The sequence below is a fragment of the Bacteroides sp. AF32-8BH genome (assembly GCF_003435205.1).
GTDB lineage: Bacteria > Bacteroidota > Bacteroidia > Bacteroidales > Bacteroidaceae > Bacteroides > Bacteroides ovatus.
The window spans coordinates 40,150-62,209 of the sequence record NZ_QVLZ01000018.1; the positions used below are offsets into that span (position 1 = coordinate 40,150).

The 22,060-nt window shown below is 42.8% G+C and carries 22 protein-coding genes and 1 tRNA gene; 4 read left to right on the top strand and 19 right to left on the bottom strand.

Annotated features, from left to right (window positions below; genetic code table 11):
• Window positions 1-51: 51 nt before the first annotated feature.
• From DWZ47_RS14235 to DWZ47_RS14250, 4 genes are all read right to left on the bottom strand, one after another.
• Entirely contained in the window at window positions 52-252 is a 201-nt protein-coding gene (locus tag DWZ47_RS14235; protein WP_007754109.1) for a hypothetical protein, read from the bottom strand.
• Between the two features lie 142 nt (window positions 253-394).
• A complete protein-coding gene (locus DWZ47_RS14240; RefSeq protein WP_007754106.1) occupies window positions 395-925 on the bottom strand; it encodes an ORF6N domain-containing protein in 531 nt (176 codons plus the stop codon).
• 84 nt (window positions 926-1,009) lie between these two features.
• Window positions 1,010-2,239, bottom strand: coding sequence for a site-specific integrase (locus tag DWZ47_RS14245; protein WP_007478215.1), 1,230 nt, complete (start codon window positions 2,237-2,239; stop codon window positions 1,010-1,012).
• Between the two features lie 273 nt (window positions 2,240-2,512).
• Window positions 2,513-2,597, bottom strand: a tRNA-Ser gene (locus DWZ47_RS14250).
• 240 nt (window positions 2,598-2,837) lie between these two features.
• On the opposite strand from DWZ47_RS14250, the gene pflB reads away from it, so the two are divergent.
• Together pflB and pflA are read left to right on the top strand one after the other, a co-directional pair.
• Window positions 2,838-5,066 (top strand): formate C-acetyltransferase, encoded by a 2,229-nt coding sequence (gene pflB / locus DWZ47_RS14255; protein WP_004308785.1) that lies wholly within the window; start codon window positions 2,838-2,840, stop codon window positions 5,064-5,066.
• 15 nt (window positions 5,067-5,081) lie between these two features.
• Window positions 5,082-5,810 carry a pyruvate formate-lyase-activating protein gene (pflA, locus tag DWZ47_RS14260; RefSeq protein WP_004308786.1) on the top strand — a complete coding sequence of 243 codons (729 nt, stop codon included), beginning with the start codon at window positions 5,082-5,084 and terminating at the stop codon, window positions 5,808-5,810.
• A gap of 27 nt (window positions 5,811-5,837) precedes the next feature.
• Here pflA and DWZ47_RS14265 read toward each other — a convergent pair whose 3' ends face one another.
• The 3 genes from DWZ47_RS14265 to DWZ47_RS14275 are packed head-to-tail and all read right to left on the bottom strand — an operon-like array spanning window position 5,838 to window position 6,959.
• A complete protein-coding gene (locus DWZ47_RS14265) occupies window positions 5,838-6,281 on the bottom strand; it encodes an N-acetylmuramoyl-L-alanine amidase (RefSeq protein ID WP_004325436.1) in 444 nt (147 codons plus the stop codon).
• On the bottom strand, window positions 6,268-6,459 hold the full coding sequence (locus DWZ47_RS14270; RefSeq protein WP_004302306.1) for a hypothetical protein: 192 nt from the start codon (window positions 6,457-6,459) through the stop codon (window positions 6,268-6,270). Before DWZ47_RS14270 ends, DWZ47_RS14265 begins: the two co-directional genes overlap by 14 nt.
• A complete protein-coding gene (locus DWZ47_RS14275; RefSeq protein ID WP_004305836.1) occupies window positions 6,456-6,959 on the bottom strand; it encodes an HU family DNA-binding protein in 504 nt (167 codons plus the stop codon). The genes DWZ47_RS14270 and DWZ47_RS14275 overlap by 4 nt, the downstream gene beginning before the upstream one ends.
• 193 nt (window positions 6,960-7,152) lie before the next feature.
• Between DWZ47_RS14275 and DWZ47_RS14280 the strand changes: the two genes are divergently transcribed.
• Both DWZ47_RS14280 and DWZ47_RS14285 read left to right on the top strand, forming a co-directional pair.
• Window positions 7,153-7,383, top strand: coding sequence for a DUF4248 domain-containing protein (locus tag DWZ47_RS14280; RefSeq protein WP_004302304.1), 231 nt, complete (start codon window positions 7,153-7,155; stop codon window positions 7,381-7,383).
• 87 nt (window positions 7,384-7,470) lie between these two features.
• On the top strand, window positions 7,471-9,588 hold the full coding sequence (locus DWZ47_RS14285; protein WP_199488157.1) for a BT4734/BF3469 family protein: 2,118 nt from the start codon (window positions 7,471-7,473) through the stop codon (window positions 9,586-9,588).
• Between the two features lie 233 nt (window positions 9,589-9,821).
• Here the strand turns inward: DWZ47_RS14285 and DWZ47_RS14290 are convergent, their stop codons facing one another.
• From DWZ47_RS14290 to DWZ47_RS14340, 12 genes are all read right to left on the bottom strand, one after another.
• Window positions 9,822-10,187: a type II toxin-antitoxin system HigA family antitoxin gene (locus DWZ47_RS14290; RefSeq protein WP_004319691.1), complete on the bottom strand. Its 366-nt coding sequence runs from the start codon at window positions 10,185-10,187 to the stop codon at window positions 9,822-9,824.
• Window positions 10,188-10,191: 4 nt separating this feature from the next.
• Entirely contained in the window at window positions 10,192-10,482 is a 291-nt protein-coding gene (locus DWZ47_RS14295) for a type II toxin-antitoxin system HigB family toxin (protein ID WP_117513569.1), read from the bottom strand.
• Between the two features lie 98 nt (window positions 10,483-10,580).
• Window positions 10,581-10,883, bottom strand: a complete 303-nt coding sequence (locus DWZ47_RS14300; protein ID WP_004302297.1) for a helix-turn-helix domain-containing protein — start codon at window positions 10,881-10,883, stop codon at window positions 10,581-10,583.
• On the bottom strand, window positions 10,849-11,202 hold the full coding sequence (locus DWZ47_RS14305; RefSeq protein WP_004302296.1) for a type II toxin-antitoxin system RelE/ParE family toxin: 354 nt from the start codon (window positions 11,200-11,202) through the stop codon (window positions 10,849-10,851). The genes DWZ47_RS14300 and DWZ47_RS14305 overlap by 35 nt, the downstream gene beginning before the upstream one ends.
• 56 nt (window positions 11,203-11,258) lie before the next feature.
• Complete coding sequence (locus DWZ47_RS14310) at window positions 11,259-11,504, bottom strand: hypothetical protein (RefSeq protein WP_004315521.1); 246 nt, start codon at window positions 11,502-11,504, stop codon at window positions 11,259-11,261.
• 8 nt (window positions 11,505-11,512) lie between these two features.
• Window positions 11,513-11,647 (bottom strand): hypothetical protein, encoded by a 135-nt coding sequence (locus tag DWZ47_RS31265; RefSeq protein WP_255421420.1) that lies wholly within the window; start codon window positions 11,645-11,647, stop codon window positions 11,513-11,515.
• Window positions 11,648-11,773: 126 nt separating this feature from the next.
• Window positions 11,774-13,129, bottom strand: coding sequence for an MFS transporter (locus DWZ47_RS14315; protein WP_004302293.1), 1,356 nt, complete (start codon window positions 13,127-13,129; stop codon window positions 11,774-11,776).
• Between the two features lie 13 nt (window positions 13,130-13,142).
• A complete protein-coding gene (locus DWZ47_RS14320; protein WP_004302292.1) occupies window positions 13,143-14,048 on the bottom strand; it encodes a glycerophosphodiester phosphodiesterase family protein in 906 nt (301 codons plus the stop codon).
• Between the two features lie 6 nt (window positions 14,049-14,054).
• Window positions 14,055-15,809: a PQQ-binding-like beta-propeller repeat protein gene (locus tag DWZ47_RS14325; protein ID WP_310592526.1), complete on the bottom strand. Its 1,755-nt coding sequence runs from the start codon at window positions 15,807-15,809 to the stop codon at window positions 14,055-14,057.
• A 28-nt stretch (window positions 15,810-15,837) separates the two neighbouring features.
• The gene (locus DWZ47_RS14330) at window positions 15,838-16,992 is read right to left on the bottom strand and encodes a glycerophosphodiester phosphodiesterase family protein (RefSeq protein WP_004302290.1); all 1,155 of its coding nucleotides are present in this window, start codon (window positions 16,990-16,992) and stop codon (window positions 15,838-15,840) included.
• Between the two features lie 12 nt (window positions 16,993-17,004).
• Window positions 17,005-18,450, bottom strand: a complete 1,446-nt coding sequence (locus tag DWZ47_RS14335; RefSeq protein ID WP_061448494.1) for a RagB/SusD family nutrient uptake outer membrane protein — start codon at window positions 18,448-18,450, stop codon at window positions 17,005-17,007.
• 19 nt (window positions 18,451-18,469) lie between these two features.
• Entirely contained in the window at window positions 18,470-22,012 is a 3,543-nt protein-coding gene (locus tag DWZ47_RS14340) for a TonB-dependent receptor (protein WP_117513573.1), read from the bottom strand.
• Window positions 22,013-22,060: the final 48 nt, after the last annotated feature.

Here is a 22,060-nt window from a genome sequence, read left to right on the forward strand (position 1 = left end):
GACCTTGCAAAATCGTGAAGAACACGTAACTACCTTTGCCTATTGAAATGATTAAAACGACTGTCCCGGCTGGGGGACTGCGTAAGAGGAAGATTTACAAATAGGGAAACTGGGGAAAAGTGCCTGTTCTCTTTCATCTTTTAGGGAACACTCCATGCGGGCGGGAAAGGCAAGGGTGTTGTGAGCTTGCTTGCAATACGCTTGTGCGGGTTTCCAACGGCTCTTTTCACGAAATACAGTCAGCCATGCCACGCACGGCTGGCGTTTCGGGAAATGTGCCAGTTGGAAAAGGATATAAAAAATGCGGGTAGTCGGTAGACTGCCCGCAAGGTGGAAGAATGTACAATGCTGGGATATAGGTTATTAAGTGGAATTTCGTTACCGAAATCGTTACCTATTCGTTCTTGCCACGGTTATAGGTAACGAAACCTACCGGACGGCGTTCTTTCTGTTGTTTCGACTGGCTCAAAAGCTGGGTAAGGACTTGGTACAGTTCGTTGAACTGCGCATCGGTGCTTACCTCCAGTTCCTCGATGCGCCTTGACAGTTCCTCGTAACCGATTGCCATTTGGCGCATGAGGACAAAAGCCCGCATGATTGAAATGTTTACTTCTATGGCTACTTTGGAGCGGAGAACCGAAGAAAGCATGGCTACGCCCTGCTCGGTGAAAGCCATAGGCATAGCAACGCCGAAGTTGTAAGCAGGGGGTATCACATTTTGTGATACCCCTATGGATAACAGCAAGTTAGCTTCCTCTTGGGTGAGTACAAACATAAAATCACCCGGAAAACGCTCGATATTGCGCTTGACCGCCTGCTTCAAGGCTCGTGTTTCCACTTGGTAGAGTTCTGCCAAATGATAATCGAGCATCACCCGGCAACTTCTGACCTCAAAAATCTTGTTTTGGATAATCTGCAAATCCATAATCGTATATTTTAGGAGATTTAGCAATGTTGGAATAATAGTAAGGACTGGTCACAAATTGTGACCAGTTCCATATAATCAAGATTACATGGCAACTTCCTTGTAAATCTTCTCAATGCCGACAAACTTCTTGTCAAGCCCCTGCATATCGCTGCCTATCTTGCTGTTGGTGATGCGGGCGTAGATTTGCGTAGTTTCTATGTTTGTGTGTCCCAGCATCTTGGACACCGTTTCAATGGGTACGCCCTTTGACAGCGTGGTGGTCGTGGCGAACGTGTGCCGGGCAAGGTGGAATGTCAGGTTCTTTTTAATACCGCATATATCGGCAATCTCTTTCAAGTAGGCGTTTAGCTTCTGATTGCTGATTACGGGAAGTATCTTGCCGTCCGGCAACTTGCCCTTGTACTTCTTCAAAATCATCTTGGGAATATCCAGCAGGGGGACATTCACGTCCGTGTTGGTCTTTACCCGCTTGGTGATTATCCAAAGGTTGCCGTCAAAAGACTTTTGGATATTCTCCTGCCGCAAATTGGCGACATCGCTGTATGCCAGACCGCAGAAACAGGAAAAGACGAACAAGTCCCTGACGTGTTCCAGCCGTTCGGAAACCATTTTCTTTTTAAGGATAATTTTAATCTCGTCCTCTGTCAGATAACCCCTGTCCACTTTTTCCAGCCGGATTTTGTAGCTGGCGAAAGGGTCGCCCACCAGTATGCCGTTGTTACGGGCGATGATGATGATACGCTTGAAGAACTGCATGAACTTGGCGGTGGTGTTGTAGCCGCACTTGCAGGCGGTACGCAAATACAACTCAAAATCGGTAATGAACATCGGGCTTATCTCCTTTATGGATATGTCCGATACGTTGTACTTGCTTTGGATAAATTCAGCGAGGTGGCGGCGGGTCACTTCATACTTGCGGTAGGTCGCTATCGTCTTGGATATGCCTACAAGCTGCTTCACATCGTCATTGTGCTTTTGGAACAATGAAAGGATTGTTTCGTGGCTCTCGCTGTGTCCCAAGAACTCGTTTTTCACTTTCTCGGCGGTCACGTAATTGTCACGCCGCTGCATTTCGTGGTAAATGGTATTCAGGGAAGAACGTATGTCGTCCAAAAGGGCGTTTATCCTCCCGGCATCCCTGCCTTTGGCTTTGCCCGCAGTAATGCTCCAGTTGTCGGGCTGGATGCTCTGTTTCGTACTGAACTGGCAAAGTTTGCCGTCTATGGTGATGCGTGCCATAATCATAACCTCGCCGTTTTTCTTTTCAGAACCTTTCTTCAAATAAAAAAGAACCTTGAATGTCGATTTCATAACTCACTTTTTTTAGTTGCAAAATTAATTTTTACCTCTCGTTTTCGAGTTATGCAGACTATGGACTAATCAAGTCATTATCAGGTCATTTATGGACAAATCGTTACCGTTTTTGTCCGGCGGGGAATAGGTAACGATTTAGTAACGAAACTTTGTCTTTTACCGTACTTTTGAAGTCTTGGAAGCAGGACTTTCGGGCAATAAAAAAAGCCACAAATCATTGATTTGTAGCTTTTTGTCCGTTTGCTGACCATTTCTGTCCAGCACGTTCAGCGGAGAGACAGGGATTCGAACCCCGGGTACCTCGCAGTACAACGGTTTTCAAGACCGCCGCAATCGACCACTCTGCCACCTCTCCAAAACTTCTTTATCAGAAGTGCTTTTCGTTAAAAGCGGTGCAAAGGTACGAATATATTTTAAACTTACAAGAGTTTTCACAAAAAAAATCACGAACATCATTTCCAAAGAATAGCAATATCTAGGTATTTTATGTTGAAAAGCATAAAATAGAGCATATTTATGCTGATTATATGAAAAAACGTTGTAACTTTGTGCGCTCTAAAGAAAAGGATAACTACAACCTCTAATTTTATCATTTATGGAATTAAATAAGATCTTTAAAGACGGTCTTTGGAGCACAGAAATCAACGTAAGAGATTTCGTTAGTCACAACATCACTCCGTATTATGGAGATGCTTCTTTCCTCGAAGGACCTACCGAACGCACTAAAGCTGTATGGAACCGCTGCCTCGAAGCACTGGCAGAAGAAAGAGCCAATAACGGAGTACGCTCACTGGATAATGTCACCGTCTCAACCATCACTTCTCATAAAGCCGGATATATCGACAAAGAAAACGAACTGATCGTCGGTCTGCAAACAGACGAACTTCTGAAACGTGCAATCAAACCTTTCGGAGGTATCAACGTGGTGAGCAAAGCCTGCCATGAAAACGGCGTGGAAGTGGACGACCGTGTAAAAGATATATTCACTCACTACCGCAAGACGCACAATGACGGAGTATTTGACGTATATACCGAAGAAATCCGTTCGTTCCGTTCTCTGGGATTCCTCACCGGACTTCCTGACAACTATGCCCGCGGACGTATCATCGGCGACTACCGCCGTATGGCTCTCTATGGTATCGACCGACTGATTGAGGCAAAAAAAGAAGATTTGCGTAACCTTACCGGTCCGATGACCGAAGCCCGCATCCGCCTGCGCGAAGAAGTGGCAGAGCAAATCAAGGCATTGAAGGACATGAAGGTAATGGGCGAATACTACGGACTCGACTTGAGCCGTCCTGCCTACACCGCACAAGAAGCAGTACAATGGGTATACATGGCTTACCTTGCTGCCGTAAAAGAACAAGACGGTGCTGCTATGTCACTAGGTAACGTCTCTTCGTTCCTCGACATTTATATGGAATATGAATTGAGCAAAGGAACCATCACAGAATCTTTCGCACAGGAGCTGATCGACCAGTTTGTCATCAAACTGCGTATGGTGCGTCACCTGCGTATGCAATCTTACAACGACATCTTTGCCGGCGACCCGACATGGGTAACCGAATCCCTGGGTGGACGCCTCAACGACGGACGTACCAAGGTGACAAAGACTTCTTTCCGCTTCCTGCAAACACTCTACAACCTCGGCCCTTCACCGGAACCGAACCTGACTGTATTGTGGAGCCCGGAACTGCCGGAAGGATTCAAAGAATTCTGCGCAAAAGTATCTATCGACACTTCTTCCATCCAATATGAAAACGACGACCTGATGCGTGAAGTGCGCCAGTCTGACGATTACGGAATCGCATGCTGCGTATCTTATCAGGAAATCGGAAAACAAATCCAATTCTTCGGCGCACGTTGCAACCTGGCAAAAGCCCTGTTGCTTGCCATCAACGGCGGACGTTGCGAAAACACCGGTACGGTAATGGTGAAAAATATCCCCGTACTAACCAGCGACACACTGAACTTCGAAGAAGTAATGAGCAACTACAAAAAGGTATTGACAGAAATCGCCCGTGTTTACAACGAAGCGATGAACATCATCCATTATATGCATGATAAGTATTACTACGAAAAAGCCCAAATGGCTCTTGTAGATACCAACCCACGCATCAACCTTGCTTACGGTGTAGCCGGACTTTCTATCGCCCTCGATTCACTGTCGGCCATCAAATATGCTAAAGTAACCGCACGCCGCAACGACATCGGTCTGACAGAAGGTTTCGATATTCAAGGCGAATTCCCTTGCTTCGGTAATGACAACGACAAGGTAGACCACCTGGGTGTTGACCTGGTCTATTTCTTCAGCGAAGAATTGAAGAAACTTCCGGTTTACAAAAATGCCCGTCCTACTTTATCTTTGCTCACCATCACTTCCAACGTGATGTATGGCAAGAAGACAGGTGCTACTCCCGACGGACGCGCCAAAGGTGTCGCTTTTGCTCCGGGAGCCAACCCTATGCACGGACGTGACAAGAACGGTGCCATCGCCTCTTTGAGTTCCGTAGCGAAATTACGTTACCGCGACTCACAGGACGGTATCAGCAACACTTTCTCCATCGTCCCCAAATCACTGGGAGCTACTGAAGAGGATCGCGTAGAAAATCTGGTGACAATGATGGATGGCTATTTCACCAAAGGCGCTCACCACCTGAACGTGAACGTACTGAACCGTGAAATGCTTTACGATGCCATGGAACATCCGGAAAAATATCCGCAACTCACCATCCGTGTTTCCGGTTATGCCGTAAACTTCGTGAAGTTGAGCCGCGAACATCAATTGGAAGTAATCAGCCGTAGCTTCCACGAACGTATGTAATCAGATCTACTCAATATGACGATAAACGTACATTCATACGAAAGTATGGGAACATTCGACGGGCCGGGCTTACGGCTCGTCGTTTTTCTTCAAGGATGCAATTTCCGCTGCCTGTATTGCGCCAACCCTGACACAATAGCCGGGAAAGGAGGCACACCTACTCCACCGGAAGAAATCGTCCGCATGGCTATGAGCCAACGTCCTTTTTTCGGGAAACGCGGAGGAGTCACTTTCTCCGGAGGAGAACCTACGTTTCAGGCCAAAGCACTAGTCCCTTTAGTGCGTGAACTGAAAGAAAAGGGAATACATGTATGCATAGACAGCAACGGCGGTATCTGGAACGAAGAAGTTGAAGAACTTTTCAAACTGACGGATCTTGTATTGCTGGATATTAAAGAGTTCAATCCGGCACGCCATCAAGCACTGACCGGAAGAAGTAACGAGCAAACCATCCGCACGGCAGCATGGCTGGAAGAAAACGAGAAACCTTTCTGGCTGCGTTATGTATTAGTGCCCGGATACAGCGATTTCGAGGAAGACATCCGCCGTTTAGGAGAAGCTCTGGGAAAATATAAGATGGTGCAACGAGTGGAAATCCTGCCTTATCATACATTAGGCGTACATAAGTATGAAGCGATGGAGCAGGAATACAAGCTGAAAGACGTAAAAGAAAATACCCCCGAACAACTTGAAAAAGCCGCGGAGGTATTTAAAGAGTATTTCACTACTGTGGTGGTCAATTAACCACCACAGTAATAAATAGGATAAAAATCACCATGTCTCTGCTTTCACCTCGAAACAGGGACACTCTTTGATCCGCTCCCAAGGGTCAACAATTCCATTATAATTGGTGTCAGGACTCAAGTCCCGATGACCGACCACCTTTGCATCCGGATAACGCTGCAACAGTTCGCGCACCAGGCGATGCAAAGATTCTTTCTGGCGGGAAGTACGCGTATCCGCTGCCTTTCCGTCCTCATCCAGTCCGCCTTCATAGCACACCCCTAAACTAATCGCATTAAAACCGCGTGCATGAGCACCCACCGTATCTTCATCCCTCATCGGCTCTATCTGTCCCGACTTGCGAATGTAGTAATGATACCCCCAACACGAAAAGCCCCGAAAGCGATGGGCAGTGTCCACATCCTTCGCCGTGAAGTCGCGATCAGCACGAGTAGCAGAGCAGTGAATCACAATCAGACTAATCTTTCTCATCGTCCTTCTCCCTTTCCGTCGTTTTCACATTACACACTTCCTTATGGGTAGCATTGAAGCGCACCTCTCTCACAATTCTGTTCCGCTTTCTTTTTCCGAAGAAAGGCACAAGGAACATAATTACATCCAAAATCTTAGTTACAATTTCTTTCATTTGATCCAATATTAAAGTTATCATGCTGCCGGATCCGGAGCTTCTCCGCTTCCACCACCGTCTGAACCACCACCGGAACCTTTGTCATCGTCTTCTCCTTCATTGCCGCTACCGCCCGTTTGAGCCACCGCACGCGTCGTTACTTGTTGGTAGCTAAGAATCTTCGTGATGTCCGCCAACGTCTTTCCGGGACGGAAAATAATATGGGCAGCCGTAATCAGCGAACTTGAAAACTCCTTGACCGACACAGCTCCTTCACTGTTCAACCCGATCTGCAAACTGCCCAAATCACCCAGCCGGACTATTCTTCCCGCTTTCAACGCACGCTTCGCCTCATAAAGAATGCCCGAAATGGCGGCACGCACATCTGTCTCCGTACAGGTAGACCGACTGGTGATTCCCTCGCACAACTCTTCAAAATCCAACTCTCCCGAAGCCTGTGCCTGCGCGTAATACTTTGCCGACTCATCCTTTTTGGCAGGATTCTTGCGCGGCACTACTGAATAAGTTACTGTCATTGCCATAATAAAATAATTTTAAGATTTCACACATTTCGAACGCGTTCCTTATTTGTTAACGACATAAAGATAACACATTTTTCATCCTCCGGATTCCCCAACGAAGTTTCCTGATACTCTATGAATAATAATGACGTTATTCTTTTAATAAACCATTAATTTTCAGTAACTTTATAGCATAAACCAAACATCATTCATCATGTATTATCCGGACCAGCCATTTCTTATCCGCACTTATAAAAAGTCGGAACTAGCTCATCTTTACAACCCCAACGTATGCCTCAAAGTAGCCTTACAAATACTACGTCGTTGGATTGTCTACAACCTTCCGCTCCTGCAAGAACTCGAACAAGAAGGCTATCGTGCCCGCAACCGCCTTCTCTCTCCCCGGCAGGTGGCAACGATCATACGCTATTTGGGAGAACCCTAAGAACTTAATCAAAAAAACGAAAAGTTCCATTCTATTATTTTACAAACAAATTTCTTTGCAACCGCAAATTAAAAAGAACAAACCAACATGGATCATTTTACCATCTTTCAAGACTTTTACCGCGTCATAGCCGAAATGACAGAAGAAGAAATCGTATCGGCCATCAGCAACGGCACATACCGGGAAACAGTGGAGGACGTGCGCCGAATCTTCGCGGAACAAGGCGAGAAAGCAGCCAACGAAAAGAAAATAGAACTACCGGAAATCACCTTTTCAGCCAACTACCGGGGAGGACGTTCAAACGCAACTCTCGTCAAGTATCTGGGATACATCGTGATAGACATCGACCATCAGACACAGGAAGCATTGGCACGCATCCTCGCACTGGCAAAAAAGTGTGCCCACACCCGCATCGCTTTCATCAGCCCCAAAGGAATGGGACTGAAAATCGTGGTACGTGTATGCCGGACAGACGGGACATTGCCCGAAACAATTCAGGAAATTGAAGATTTCCATCATGCTGCTTATCACAAAATCGCTTCCTTTTATGCCCAGCTCTGCGGAGTTGAGGTCGACACTTCCGGGCAGGATGTCAGCCGCACTTGCCTGTTCTCTTACGATCCGGATATTTATTTCAATCCCGATGCCACAGCTGTCATCGTGGAACAGCCACCGATGTTCTTCAAGTCTCAAAAGAAGAAAAGGGCATCCGGCAAAAAGAAAAAGACGACAGCACCAGACAACAATCCCCTCACCGAACAAGTGGCCCTCAACTACCATTCCTCGCACGCTTCCTTAATGGTGACTCTGAACTATTATCACAATAAATCCGAAAAGTACGTCACCGGCAACCGGAACAACTACCTGCATTGCCTGGCTTGTATGTACAATCGCTACGGCGTCCCCCAGGAAGAGGCGGCAGCTTTTATCAAGAGCCAGTTCACCGATCTTCCCGCGGATGAAATGGACGCACTGATCGGGAGTGCTTACGGACACAACGAGGAATTCGACACCCGCAAGCTGAATAGTACGCAGAAGCGAATATTACAGATTGAGCAACATATCAAAGAAAATTACGATACACGCTACAACGAAGTGCTTCATATCATGGAATATCGCAGAAGGAAAACGGACACGGAGCAACCGGAACCTTTCCATATTCTCGACGAAATGATGGAAAACAGCATTTGGATGGAGATGAACGAACTAGGCTATTCGTGCACCGTCAAAACGATTCAGAATCTGATCTACTCCGACTTCAGCAGCACCTACCATCCTATTCGCGAGTATTTAGACTCGCTGCCTGAATGGGACGGAACGGATTATATCGGTATCCTTGCCAACAGCGTGCATACTAGTCACCAGAAATTTTGGGTAGAATGTCTGGAACGTTATCTGGTGGGAATGTGCGCTGCCGCCACGCAAGACGATGTGGTGAACCACACTGTTTTGTTGCTTTGCAGCGAAATACAGAACATCGGAAAGACTACGTTTATCAACAACCTGCTGCCGCCCGAATTGCGCGCCTATCTTTCTACCGGTCTTATCAACCCGAACAACAAGGATGATCTGGCCAAAATAGCGCAGGCGATGCTTATCAATCTGGATGAGTTTGAAGGGATGAACGGACGGGAACTGAATATCTTCAAGGATTTGGTTACCCGCAAAGTAATCAGCATCCGCCTGCCATACGCGCGGCGTTCACAGAACTTCCCTCACACGGCTTCTTTTGCCGGCACATGCAATTATCAGGAAGTGCTTCACGACACCACAGGTAACCGCCGTTTTCTCTGCTTTCATGTCAACTCGATAGAATTTATCAAAATAAACTATGCGCAGTTGTATGCACAAATCAAGTATCTGCTCAACAAGCCGGGGTATCAGTATTGGTTCACCCAGTCGGAAAACTCACGGATTGAAGAGAACAACGAGGATTTCATTTTCCACTCACCGGAAGAAGAACTGGTGTTGACACATATCCGCAAACCGGAACGTTTCGAAAAGGTGCATTATCTGACGGTCACTGAAATTGCGGAATTGATTCGCGAACGGACGGGGTATCAATATTCTCACGGAACCAAAGCCCAACTAGGAAAAGTGATGTCCAAACACGGCTTCGAATTTCATAAGGGAAAAAACGGGAGAAGATACACTGTATTCATTATTGATACGGAACAGGTGAAATCAAACAGGCTATATGAATAAGATTTCATCTCCTTCGCACGCAAAAAGGTGAGGGTTGGTGAGGGTACTTTTGCAACTTTTCATTTTTATATTTCTTATTTCTATTCTTCTATTTTCTTCTAAAAAAAAATACGAATGTTAGAAATTTACCCTCACCTTTTCCTTTTTCTTCCTCAAAAAAACGGTGGGAAATTTGAAAAAGACAGTTATCTTTTTCAAATTTCCCACCATGTTTTTTTTAATCTGAATCGAAGTTATACTCCTAGCACAATACTAGCATCAATATTCAGCTTTTTACTTATTTCACGAGCCACTTTCAATGTCGGCTCACATTTTCCGGAAATGTAGTCACTAAGACGCGAAGGACTAACTCCTATCAGTTGTGACAGTGATTTCTGATTGAGCCCCATTTCGTACATACGAAGCTTCAGAACATCCACAAGCGAAGGTTCTCCCAAAGAAAAGTGTTCCTCTGAATAATCGGCAACAAGATTAGAAAGAAGTTCCAACTCGATGCTGTTAGGATCATTCAAAGGAGTATCATCCTTCACTAACGGAAGAAGATCCTCCACTCTCTTTACAGCCCATTCATACTGGTTTTGGTTTTCTATCTTTGTCATATTTTCAAATATTAGCACAATCTATTTTATCATATTCTTTATGAGTACCAATAAAGCGAATATATACAAACTTTACAGTGAACTTCACCACTACTACCAAGCGATAATTATTCCCTTTAACATTGAAAACATAATGCTGGTTACCTACACTGGCACTATTAAAGGTCTTCTTTATATCAGCGAAACAAGCCCATTCACTTTTCTTTACTATAGTAACCCATTCTTGCAAAGCAACTTTTGAATCGGGATGCTCCTCTGCATATTCTCTTAACGCTTGTTCTGTAAATATTCTCATTAGTTACTCACTTATCATGCAACAAAAATAAGAATATAATTCCAATTTTCAAAATTATATTCCGATATTCGCAATTATGGATAAAAAAGATTCGCTTCTTATAAAGACATCGAAAATTCGATCCTACAACCTAACGCATTCATGATGCGATAGAAAGTAGAAACCTTAGGTTCTGTCTGACCACTTTCCACTCTTGAAATATAAGAACGATCGGAACCGATACGCCGGGCTAATTCTGCTTGAGTAATCTTAGCCTTTTTCCTTGCGTCTTCGATAATTTGCCCGGTGTAGAAAGCATACGCTTTTTCTTCTGCTTCCGCACGTTCGGGAGTACCTTCTGCTCCAAATTTCGCATCAAGAACAGCGTCATAATCTACTATTTGATGATTGTTTATCTGCATAATATTCCTCCTTTATTTTTAATGCTTTATCTATTTCACTACCCGGTGTTTTTTGCGACTTCTTTTGAAAGCCATTAAACAACACTACAATATTTCCATCATCAAAAATGAAAAATACCCGGTATATATTACCATTATATTCTGTACGAAGTTCAAAAACTCCGTCCTGAACAAATTTTACAAATTTAGTGGAGAGTCTTTCTTGTGTTTTCAACAAGAGTAGTCCATACTGGATTTTATCTTGTTCCTTTTCGGTTAAAGTCTCCATGAAAGCCTCAAAGTAACCTCCGTATGTACGGATCTTACGTTTCTTTTCCATACTGCAAATATACGAATTGTTGTTCAACTATACAACAATCGTCTTTTTATTTTATATTATTTTTCCTCAAATTCTCCAGCACGCTTTTTCTTCTCATAAGACACCAGCGTCTCTACACTAAGCGTTTTCCCATTCTTAGGGCTTATCACATCTACAACGCTTGCTAACGCACGAAAAGTCTGTTCGCAATTTGCTACTCCGTCATACGTCAACCTACCCAGATTGATGGCATCGAGCACAACAGAGACATATTGCTTCGGATTTCCCCGATACTCGATGATGACAGGCGTGAGATGCGACATCTCTCGAGTCAGTTGACTGACGATTCTTTTTTTTGGTCGAACAGATCCATTAATTTTTCACTATGCACATTGATTTGTGCGGTTACTTCACGAAGTTCATCTTTCAATGAACACAATAATTCATCATTCAATGAATTTTCCATAAAACTTTCTATTTAATTGATTATAAAAAAGCCATTCCAGAAAGATAAGCAATCATTACTTACTTCCCGGAATGGTGTCTAATACCTCGAAAACAAAGACTTATATTCTAACCTAATGTACTCACTTTAATCCACTTCTTTTGATTTTGCATTCCATACCAGCAAAGCAAACAACACAGAAAGCAAAGCTGCACCAATCCAAAACCAATTGATATAGGTGAAGTCATAAACATCTACTCCATTCTGAACCGTTTTTTGCCCTTCTATCAGTATACCGCTCATCACGTCTTGCAATCCGGCTCCGATGTAGCTGGCAATACCGACTACTCCCAATGCAGCACCCGAAGCATTACGGGGAGCAATATCCACTGCCATCAAACCACCCAGAAAACAGATCAAAACTCCGATACCTAAACCGAAAAGAACCATTGCCAACACGTCTATCCAAAAATGAGCTCCCGGAACTAAGAGAAACAAACAAAGAGCAAACACGTTCATCAATCCGAAAATTAACGCAGGGACATTACGACGTCCACCAAATAACTTATCAGAAATAACACCTGAAAACATAGTACCGATTATACCACAGACCGGACAAATAGAAATGATAAAACTGGCATCCAATGTAGAGTACCCCTTTTGAGCTTCCAAATAAAAAACGCCCCAACTATTGATAGCATAACGACTGATATACATAAAAGCACTCGAAAGAGCCAGTATCCAAATGGCAGGCATCAGCAATACCTGACGCTGTGCTTTATTAAAATCAGCCGTTTCTGTCTCACTCATTTCCTTTTTCTGTTTGGGAACATTCACCGAAGGAAATCCCATGCTTTCGGGAGTATCATGGAAGAACTTCCAGACGATCAACGCTCCTATCAATCCCACTATACCGGCTCCGAAGAAACCATACCGCCAGCCCAACACACTGACAATTGAGGCTATTATCAGAAAAGTCAACGCTTCGCCGATATTATGGCTCGCAGACCAAAAGCCATAGTATGAACCGCGCTCTTTGTCCGTGAACCAACGAGAAAGCCCTACTACACAAGAGGCTGCTCCCATAGATTGAAACCAGCCGCTAATCCCCCAAAGGATAGCGAACAGGATAAAAGAATTAGTAAAACCGAGACAGAGGTTAACCAAAGCAGTTATCAATAAACCGGTAGTCATAAAACGGTTGATATTACTACGGTCGGCAAGGAAACCGTTCGTGAATTTTCCGATGGCATAGGTGAAAAACAATACGGAACCTATGATGCCTAACTCTGTTTCCGAAAAAATGCCTTCATCTACAATAGGTTTCTTTACGACATTCAGGCTAAGACGGCACACATAATACATACCGTAACCAAAAGTCGCAGAAAGGAAAGTAGACCATTTCAGAAACTTCAGACGGCGAGCATCGGATGAAGACAAAGCTTCTCCGTTACAAGGTCTCGGCGAAGAGACCTTGTAAAAATTGATTAGTTGTTTCAACATGAAGAAAGTGCGTTTAGTCGTGAAGTTTCTTTTCGCGTAGATACTCTAATAATAGAGCTGGGCGGTCTGTTTGAATTAGCTTGGCTCCCTGGCCAATTATCCACCCCCAACTTTCATCCGGCTGATGAAGTTCTACTGCACGGTCGTCGTCATGCCCGCCACATAGTTCGGGCCAAAGCGAATTTATAAAAAGATTAGAGCCTGTATTACGTACTTTCTTTATCAAATTAAGAATCTCCGGACTGTCACTATCAAACACTAATTCATAAGCAGCAGGTTTCATATGTGTCTGATAACTATCAATGACAGCTTCCGCCCCGTCTTTATGAAGTTGTACAATAGGCATGAAGATTACCTTATCCAATACATCACCGTTTTCAGCCTTGACTTGTTCATAAGGAAGTCCGGCTTTAATAATACATTGCTGAACAGTTCCTGTTTCTTTCAAAACAGCATATACATCTTTGAAGTAATCATAGCCTTTATCAATATTAACAAGGATCTTACCTTTACATAATGACATTACTTCTTCCAATGTCGGTATCAAATGAGCTGTTTTATGCCCTGTACCACTTTTCAAACGGAACTGACGTAATTCTTCCAATGTATAGTCTGCCGGATAACCTTTTCCTGTTGTAGTACGATCAATTTTCTTGTCATGCATCAAAATCAGATGTCCATCCTTGGTTTTCTTCAGATCGATTTCAATTACATCTACCCCCATATCAATACAATTCTGGATAGCCTGCAGGGAGTTCTCCGGAGCATTACGCCAGTCAGCTCGATGAGAAACAACTAAAACTGAATTACTTGCAGGCTTCTGTAGATTCGCAATTATTTTATCCGAATGATTCTGTGCCTCTAACCCTCCTATTATCAGAAGGGTTAAAGCTATTAATATATTTATCTTTCTAAGCATATCTTTTTATTTTTGTAAAGCATTTCTTTTTGCATTCTGTCCGCGCTGTGCCCATGGTGAATTTGCAGGCCCTTCAATACCACAATCAATAGCTATCAATTTGCAGGCACCATTATCCTCATACGTGACATACACAATACCATAGTCAGCAATGACTGGTGACGACCAAATTTTAGAACCTAATTGTCTCTTATATTTCTCCGTACCATCAGCATTCAATATTATATAGTTACCGCCATCATCACAGATGTGAATATTTCCGTCACTGTCTATAGCCGGTGTTGTTCCTATTTCAGCGACAGAGGAATAACTCCATTTTTTTGCTCCTCCTTTAGTCAGGGCAATAACTTGGGCATTCGGATTCTTTGTACCCACATAGATGGTTCCGTCAGCACCGATAGCCGGTCCTCCCTGGTCAATCTTGCCCATAGTACCACTCGCCGGATATCTCCATAGCTCATTACCCTGGTTATCATAAGCAGCAACCACTCCCTCTGAAAATGCCACATATACATTTCCTTGCGCATCAATAGCGGGATATACAGCAGCAGCCGTATTTCCTTTCCCTAGATTAGGAGACAAGTTCACACCATCTTGCGTAGTACGGGCAAATCCGTTCGCTCCCGACAAGGCTGAATGGATAACTCCATTCTGTCCAACCGATATACCACCATTAGCACCACCATTGGGAGATTTGCGTCTCCAAAGTTGTCTGCCGGAACTACGGTCAACCATATGTACAGAACCATCCGTCCCTCTATTTCCAATCAAGATATTACCATCACGAGACAAAGCAGGAGAAATATAGGGAATATTAGTACCAATACCTAGTTCGTATCTCCACTTCTGTGTCCCATCCGGATGAATAGCATACAGACTGCTGCTTATGTTTTTGTCTGTTGTACTCGCACCCATATAAATAGTTCCGTCCGCACCTACCATAGGAGACGAACCTTGATCTCCAGCTCCTCCGTCCTTACTTAAATCAAACATCCATTTTTGCTCTCCAGACGGCGAATAAGCAAAAAGGTGGAGTGCATTGGATGACACATATACATCCCCGTTGTCACCTACAGCAGGGGATATGGATCGTAAAGAAGAAGATGTCTCAAACGTCTTGTCCCAAAGAATCGTCACTCCGGATATGGAGGTGTCACGAACGTACAGAGTAGCTTGTTTTGTATTAGTAGCTCCACGATCATCAGTAGTTGTCAGCTTTACTGTTACAAATCCAGTTGTCGTGAAAGTTATTTCCGGGTCTTTTTCTTGAGAGGTCTGTCCATTGCCAAAGTCCCACTCGTAAGCAACTACTTCTCCATCCTCATCCACAGACTTATCGGTAAATTGAACTTTCTCATTCACTTTACAAATGGCAGGGCTATAGCTGAAGTCTGTAACCGGAGGCATATTCGTCGGACGAATCACAACAGTATGGGATGCAGTTGCATATCCTCCGAATTCATCTGTCACGGTTAATTTAATAACATAGGTCCCAGCTTTCTTATACAAAACGGACGCATCTTTAGTAGTAGCCCTATTCCCTTCCCCCTCAAATCCAAAATGCCAGAAGTACTCTACTATCTCTCCTTCCGTCTTTACTGATTCATCAGTCAGATAAACGATATCACCGACCGTATATTCTTCTTTATCTATAGAAAAAGAAGCCTCCGGGGAGGTTGTCTGCCGCACTTCATCGCCGTCCTTACATGCAAATAGACAAACGACTGTCACTATCAGGAATATATATTTCTTCATAATCATTCTATTCATTATTTAAGATTAAAACCAATTATCTTTTACCTCTCTGTTTCAGATAGGTATCCAGCAACTGGGGATGGTCTGTCTGTATCAGATTAATCCCCTTCGACAAAATCAAGTCCACTCCTGTATAGTTTCCTTGTGTCATCTGTGTATCATAGGTATAACCATTCATATCTAACATATTAGTCGAGACAAACAGCCCTTTTGAAGATATGGCTGTCGAGAGCCCGCCATTTAATGTTTTCGACAAAGATATCTGGGCAAACATCACTCCTGGTTGCTGTGAAAGGAAATCTGCATGCTCCTCGTTTTCACACTGCGGATAAGGTATAGGAGCCGGCGAATAATCCAAAATATTCTGCAAGACATCCCGATTATTAGATGTATAAAAGAACACACGGTCTAACATCCCACAGCTTTTCACAACATCATACAGTTCTTTAGGAGACACTTTATTCAAGAAGTCCAAATCAAAAAAGATCTTTCCCCGCCCTGCAACCAATGCGTCATACAAAGAGGGGACCGTGTGATTGGTTACTGTGCCGTCTGCCAGCTTCAGACGATAAGACTGGAGCTGCTCATAAGTCAAATCTTTCACTTTCCCCTTCCCTGTAGTTGTCCTGTCTATGGTTTCATCATGCATCAACACAATTACTCCATCCTTTGTCATGCGAGGATCTACTTCTACAATATCTACAGCTCCCCCTAATTCTATACAACTTTCAATTCCAGCTATCGAATTTTCGGGAATATTCGGGTTGGAAGAATTGCCACGATGCCCCATTATCCAAACTTTTGCAGGGTCAAAGTGTTGCAAAGCATAACGTAAACTCTTGCCGGATACTTGTAATTTCTGCAGAGCCGCCGCTACATTGCCAGTCTTATCTGTCACCCTAACCGAAATATTATAACTTCCTTCTTTCGTAAACGTATATTCCAATTCAGGTTCTTCACCCAATGTCTGCCCTTCCATCGTCCAAACCACAGATTGGATGTCTTGCCCATCATTAAGAGCTACCTTCAGAACAACTTTCTCTTCTAATGCCGGATAGGCATTACTTGCCATAACTCTAGCAGTAATCGTTCCACTCCCCTGTTCTTCAATCGTACTATCATCCCCACAAGCAAATAAAACGACTGCTAATACTGATATATAAATGATATTTGAGATTTTTCTTATCATACTATTTTATTTTTAGTTATATCCTTCATTTTGATACATTCTTGTCGGATCCAGTTTATGTTCATCATACGGGATAGGCAACAAAAAATCTTTCGCAGAGAAATTTGGATTCTTCGCTTTCATGTGCTCCAACAGTTCCTGACGAGAATAAAGACGTAACAAATCATACCAATATTGTCCTTCAAAAGCAAACTCGACTCTTCTCTCACGAAGGATCGCATCGCGCAAACTACTGCCGGAATAATCATCCAGACCAGCACGTTCGCGTACCATGTTCAAATAGCTTACCGCATCATTCTCGCTCAAATGCATTTTCACTTCTGCCAGCATTAATGCGACATCGGCATAACGAAGCACAATCCAGTTATTCGCCCCATAGCCATTTATGTCATCAAGATCTGTGTACTTCTTCACATAATTAACGTTCTGTGACGTACCACACGAGATAGCCTTACGCGTATCTCCCGATTCATAGGCATTCATCATATCAACAGTCGGTATATTATTTCCAGTTCCAGTTTTCTGCGAAGTAAGCCCCGTCTGGGAAGTGGGTTGAAATATATAGGCGTAATTTGAGGCTAAACTGGAGTTGCCTCCTTTATACATCACCTGAAAAATATTCTCTTGACAGAATGTTTGAGCTTCCTTATCAAAAACATCAGCATAAGGGATATCTTTCAGACTTGTAAAAGGTTTCATATTCCATGCTGCAACTAAATTTGTTTTCGCAGATTGCAAATTTGAAGTTCTTTCCGACTGAAAATCAGAATCAGCAGCCATTGTCAAGTAAACTTTGCCTAATAAAGCATACGCAGCAGCTTTTGAAGCACGGCCTACTCCATTACCCGTTTGAATATCCGGCAATTCACTATTAATAACCTGTGTCAAATCGGAAATAATCAAATTATAGACTTCGCTCTTTGGCTGGCGGGCTGTATATTTCTGAATTTCATCTTTTGTCTTTAGCTCTTTGGTTACAATAGGGACATCTCCAAACTGCATTACAAGATGAAAATAAGTCAATCCACGCAAAAAATACATCTCTGCCTTTTTCTTGTTTTTCACAACTTCATCCTTAAAAGGAATATCATCTATCTGATCTAATATAATATTAGCTCTTGTCACGCATTTATACAAATCTGCCCAATGAGTTTTCACTTGTGCATTATCTGTTGTCAATGTATAGTTATAAAATTGATAATTAACCCCATTTCCTGCTCCCGGGTCCTGCAACGTGGTGTTTTCCGAACGAACATCTGTGTATAAATACATATTCTTATAATACCCGTTTCCTCTCAAAGCTGCATACGCACCATTCGCAGCCATTGCAATGTCATCTTCGGTCTGATAGAAGTTACTGGCTGGAATCTTATTAGGATTGGTTTCTTCCAGAAAACTCGTACAACTACTGCAAAACAATAGTGAACTTACTGCGACAAATGTTATGTATTTTTTCATAATCTGATTCTTTATTTATTTAAAAAGTTATTTTTGCTCCTATACTATATGTACGCGCCAAAGGATAAACTCCCCAATCGAAGCCGGGTAACAGGTTGTCTCCTTTATAATCCACTTCAGGATTATATCCTTCATAATCAGTCAAAGTAAATAGATTGTCTACACTGACATATAGCCTCAACGCCTGAACGCTCACTTTCTGCATCCACTTCACCGGAAAATTATACCCCAATGTGATATTTGCACAACGGAAATAGGAAGCATCATCCACCATATAAGAACTAAGCCGCTGACTGGTATTAGGAGTGGAACTACGCGCTGCACGAAACACTCCGCCGGAACCCGGATTTTCGTCAGAATGCCAACGGTTCAAGACAGATGCTAACTGATTGCCGGAACCTTCCATATTATACAGATAATATTTCTGGAAGTTTATTACTTCAGCTCCTTGAGAACCGGTAAATGTCGCTCTCAAATCAAAGTTCTTATAAGAGAAATCGGTACTGATACCGTATGTAAAATCCGGGTAAGCATTGCCTAGAATTTCACGGTCGTTTTCTGTAATCAAACCATTCTTATCAACATCCCGCCATTTCACATCTCCCGGATGTATGTTATTATAATTAGGAACTGCCGGTCCTATCAACTGATATCCGTCAGGAAATTTGCCATTAACCAGATTGCTTTTATCAATCATTATATTGGTGTAATCCTTCTCGGAAATAATACCATCAGCAATGTAGCCATAGAAAGAGCCGATAGGAAGCCCGGAACGGGTCACATGGCTTACCACATTGCGCTCACTAACTAAATACAAATCATTAATACCACCCAAATCGACAACTTTATTTCGATTTACTGATATATTAGCACTTACATTCCATTTAAAATCTCCTGTCAAAATACGCCCGTCTATTTGGAAATCAACTCCGCTATTACGTACTTTTGCATTTTTCAAGTTTGTTTTTACACTGGAAGAGCCCGATATGGATGATATAGGCTGGTCGTACAACAAATCATACGAAAGACTATTATAATAGTTACCTATCAAGTTGACACGACCATTGAATAATCCCAAATCAAACCCTACATTGTATTGGGATGTTTTTTCCCATCCGATAGCCGCATCTTTGAAAGTTCCTTGCCAATAGGCTGTTTCGACAGTATTACCATATACGTAACCACCTTGAGACATAGTAGCTGTATGCTCGTAGTTACCAATATTGTTGTTTCCACTCAATCCCCAACTGGCACGAAGTTTTAAGGATGAATTATTACCTAACAAATCCTGATAAAACTTTTCATTCGATATAGTCCAACCTAAAGAAATAGAAGGAAACCAACCCCAACGGTTTTCTTTTCCAAAACGTGAAGATCCGTCAGTTCTTACTGTACCCGTCACTACATAGCGATTATCGAATGAATAGTTTACACGTGCCAGATAAGACATCATTGTCCATGCAGCCTTTCGGGTATCGCTGCTATACAAGCCTATATCGGAAGCATTCGGACCATGCGCTGTCACTTCATGAATACGGTCGTCGGGAAAACCTGTTGCTTCAACGGCTACGCGGTCATAAGTTTTTTTCTGTAAGGTGTAGCCCACTAAAGCATTCAGGCGATGTTTCCCGAATTCACCATTATAATTTAACGTAAACTCTCCCAAACGGTCAATATCACGATTTGTTATGTCACGAGCTTTCACACGTGCCTGAACAGCATCCGAATTGGGCATATCACCATCTTGTCCTACAGTACGCGGACGATAGTAATTATAACGGGAAGTATAATATTGAGTTCCCAAATTGGCTTTAAACTGAAGCTGTTTCAATATATCATAAGTGATATTAGCATTGAAATTCATTCGGCTTGACTTGTTGCGGATATCAATTTCATGAGCAAGTGCCACGGGATTCTCGACCATCTGATAGCCATCAGCTTTCATCGCAATCTGATTTCCGACTGCATAAGTTCCATCCGAATTATATACAGGGAATTGAGGAAACATTAATAGAGCACTTTGTACGACACCATCATTTATATAACGACCGTCTGCTTGAACCTGTCGTTCCGAAACATCAACAAAAGAAAAGTTTACTCCAACTTTCAAGCGTTTCGTGACTTCTGCATCTACATTGGCACGAACATTCAAACGCTTATGTCCGGAAGGAGCTATAATTCCATCCTGATCCAGATAACCCAAACTAAAACGATATTTCAAGAAATCCTGTCCTCCTGTAACAGATAGATTATGACGATGCATCGGAGCATTCCCATAGATGGCGTCCTGCCAATCTGTATTGTAAGTAGGATCGACCGGTTTTCCGGTTGTGAAATCAAAAAACAAATCAGAAATGCCCACTTCATTCAAGTTAAAACCTTTTGAAGCTCTTATTGCATTATCATCCAATGGGTTCCATGATTTTCCAGCAGCTTCTGCTTTATCACGATAAGAATTATTACGGGCTTCAATCACCAAATCCCTGTATTGATAGGCATCCAGCAACTTAATCTTACGCTCTACTTGTTGCATACTAAACTGATAGTCATAATCAATACGGGCTTTTCCTGAATTCCCCCTCTTTGTGGTGATAAGTACCACGCCACTGGCACCGCGAGAACCATAAATGGCTGCCGAAGCTGCGTCTTTCAATACGTCAATAGTTTCGATATCCTCGGGATTGATATATACATCTTCTGAAGCCGGATATCCATCAATCACATAGAGAGGTGTTGTACTAGCTGAAAGAGAGTTCGTTCCACGAACTTTAATCTTCACTCCTTCTCCCGGCGCACCACTTGTCTGCATCACCTGTACACCAGCGACTTTACCTACTAAAGCTTGTCCGGCAGTTGCTGCTGAAAGAGATAATTCACTAGCCTTAACACTTGCCAAAGAACCTGTAAAATCACTCTTACGCATAGGAGTATAGCCAACGACTACGACTTCTTCAATCATCTTACTATCTTCCTGCAGAACAACTTTCGCCATATTTTTATCGGTAGCACGAAGTTGAACGGGTTTATATCCGATGTAGGAAACTGTTAGTTGAGATGTTTCAGAGACATCATTGATGGAAAAATTACCATCTAAATCGGTTATTGTTCCATTAGATGTACCCTTGACCACAACACTAGCACCGATAATAGGCTCTCCATGCGAATCAACTACGGTTCCCGAAACCTTTATATTACGCTGCTTTTCTTGTGGTTTACGAATCAATACAATGACATTCTCTTGCTCTTTCTTGTAGGTTAACTCCATTTTACCCAAAAGTTGTTGCATGGTTTGTTCAATCGTTGCATCTTTCACATTTAACGAAACTTTTTGGTTTAACTCCGGAAGGCTCTCATTGTAGAAGAATTTGTAATTGCTTACTTGCTCGATTTTCTTTAAAGAGGCTCTCAAAGAGATGTCTTTCACATTCACCGTTATTTGAGAATAAGCGGTAAAAGAGACGCTTAAAAACAAAAGCAGACAAATAGCCCGCAGTGTTTTCCAGTTCTTACTTCTCCCCACGTTTGTTTGAGGGAGTTTTTCAAAGGTTGTTTTGTGCTTCATATATCAAAACTTTTAAGTTGTTTGATAGGTATACAGACTACTATACTC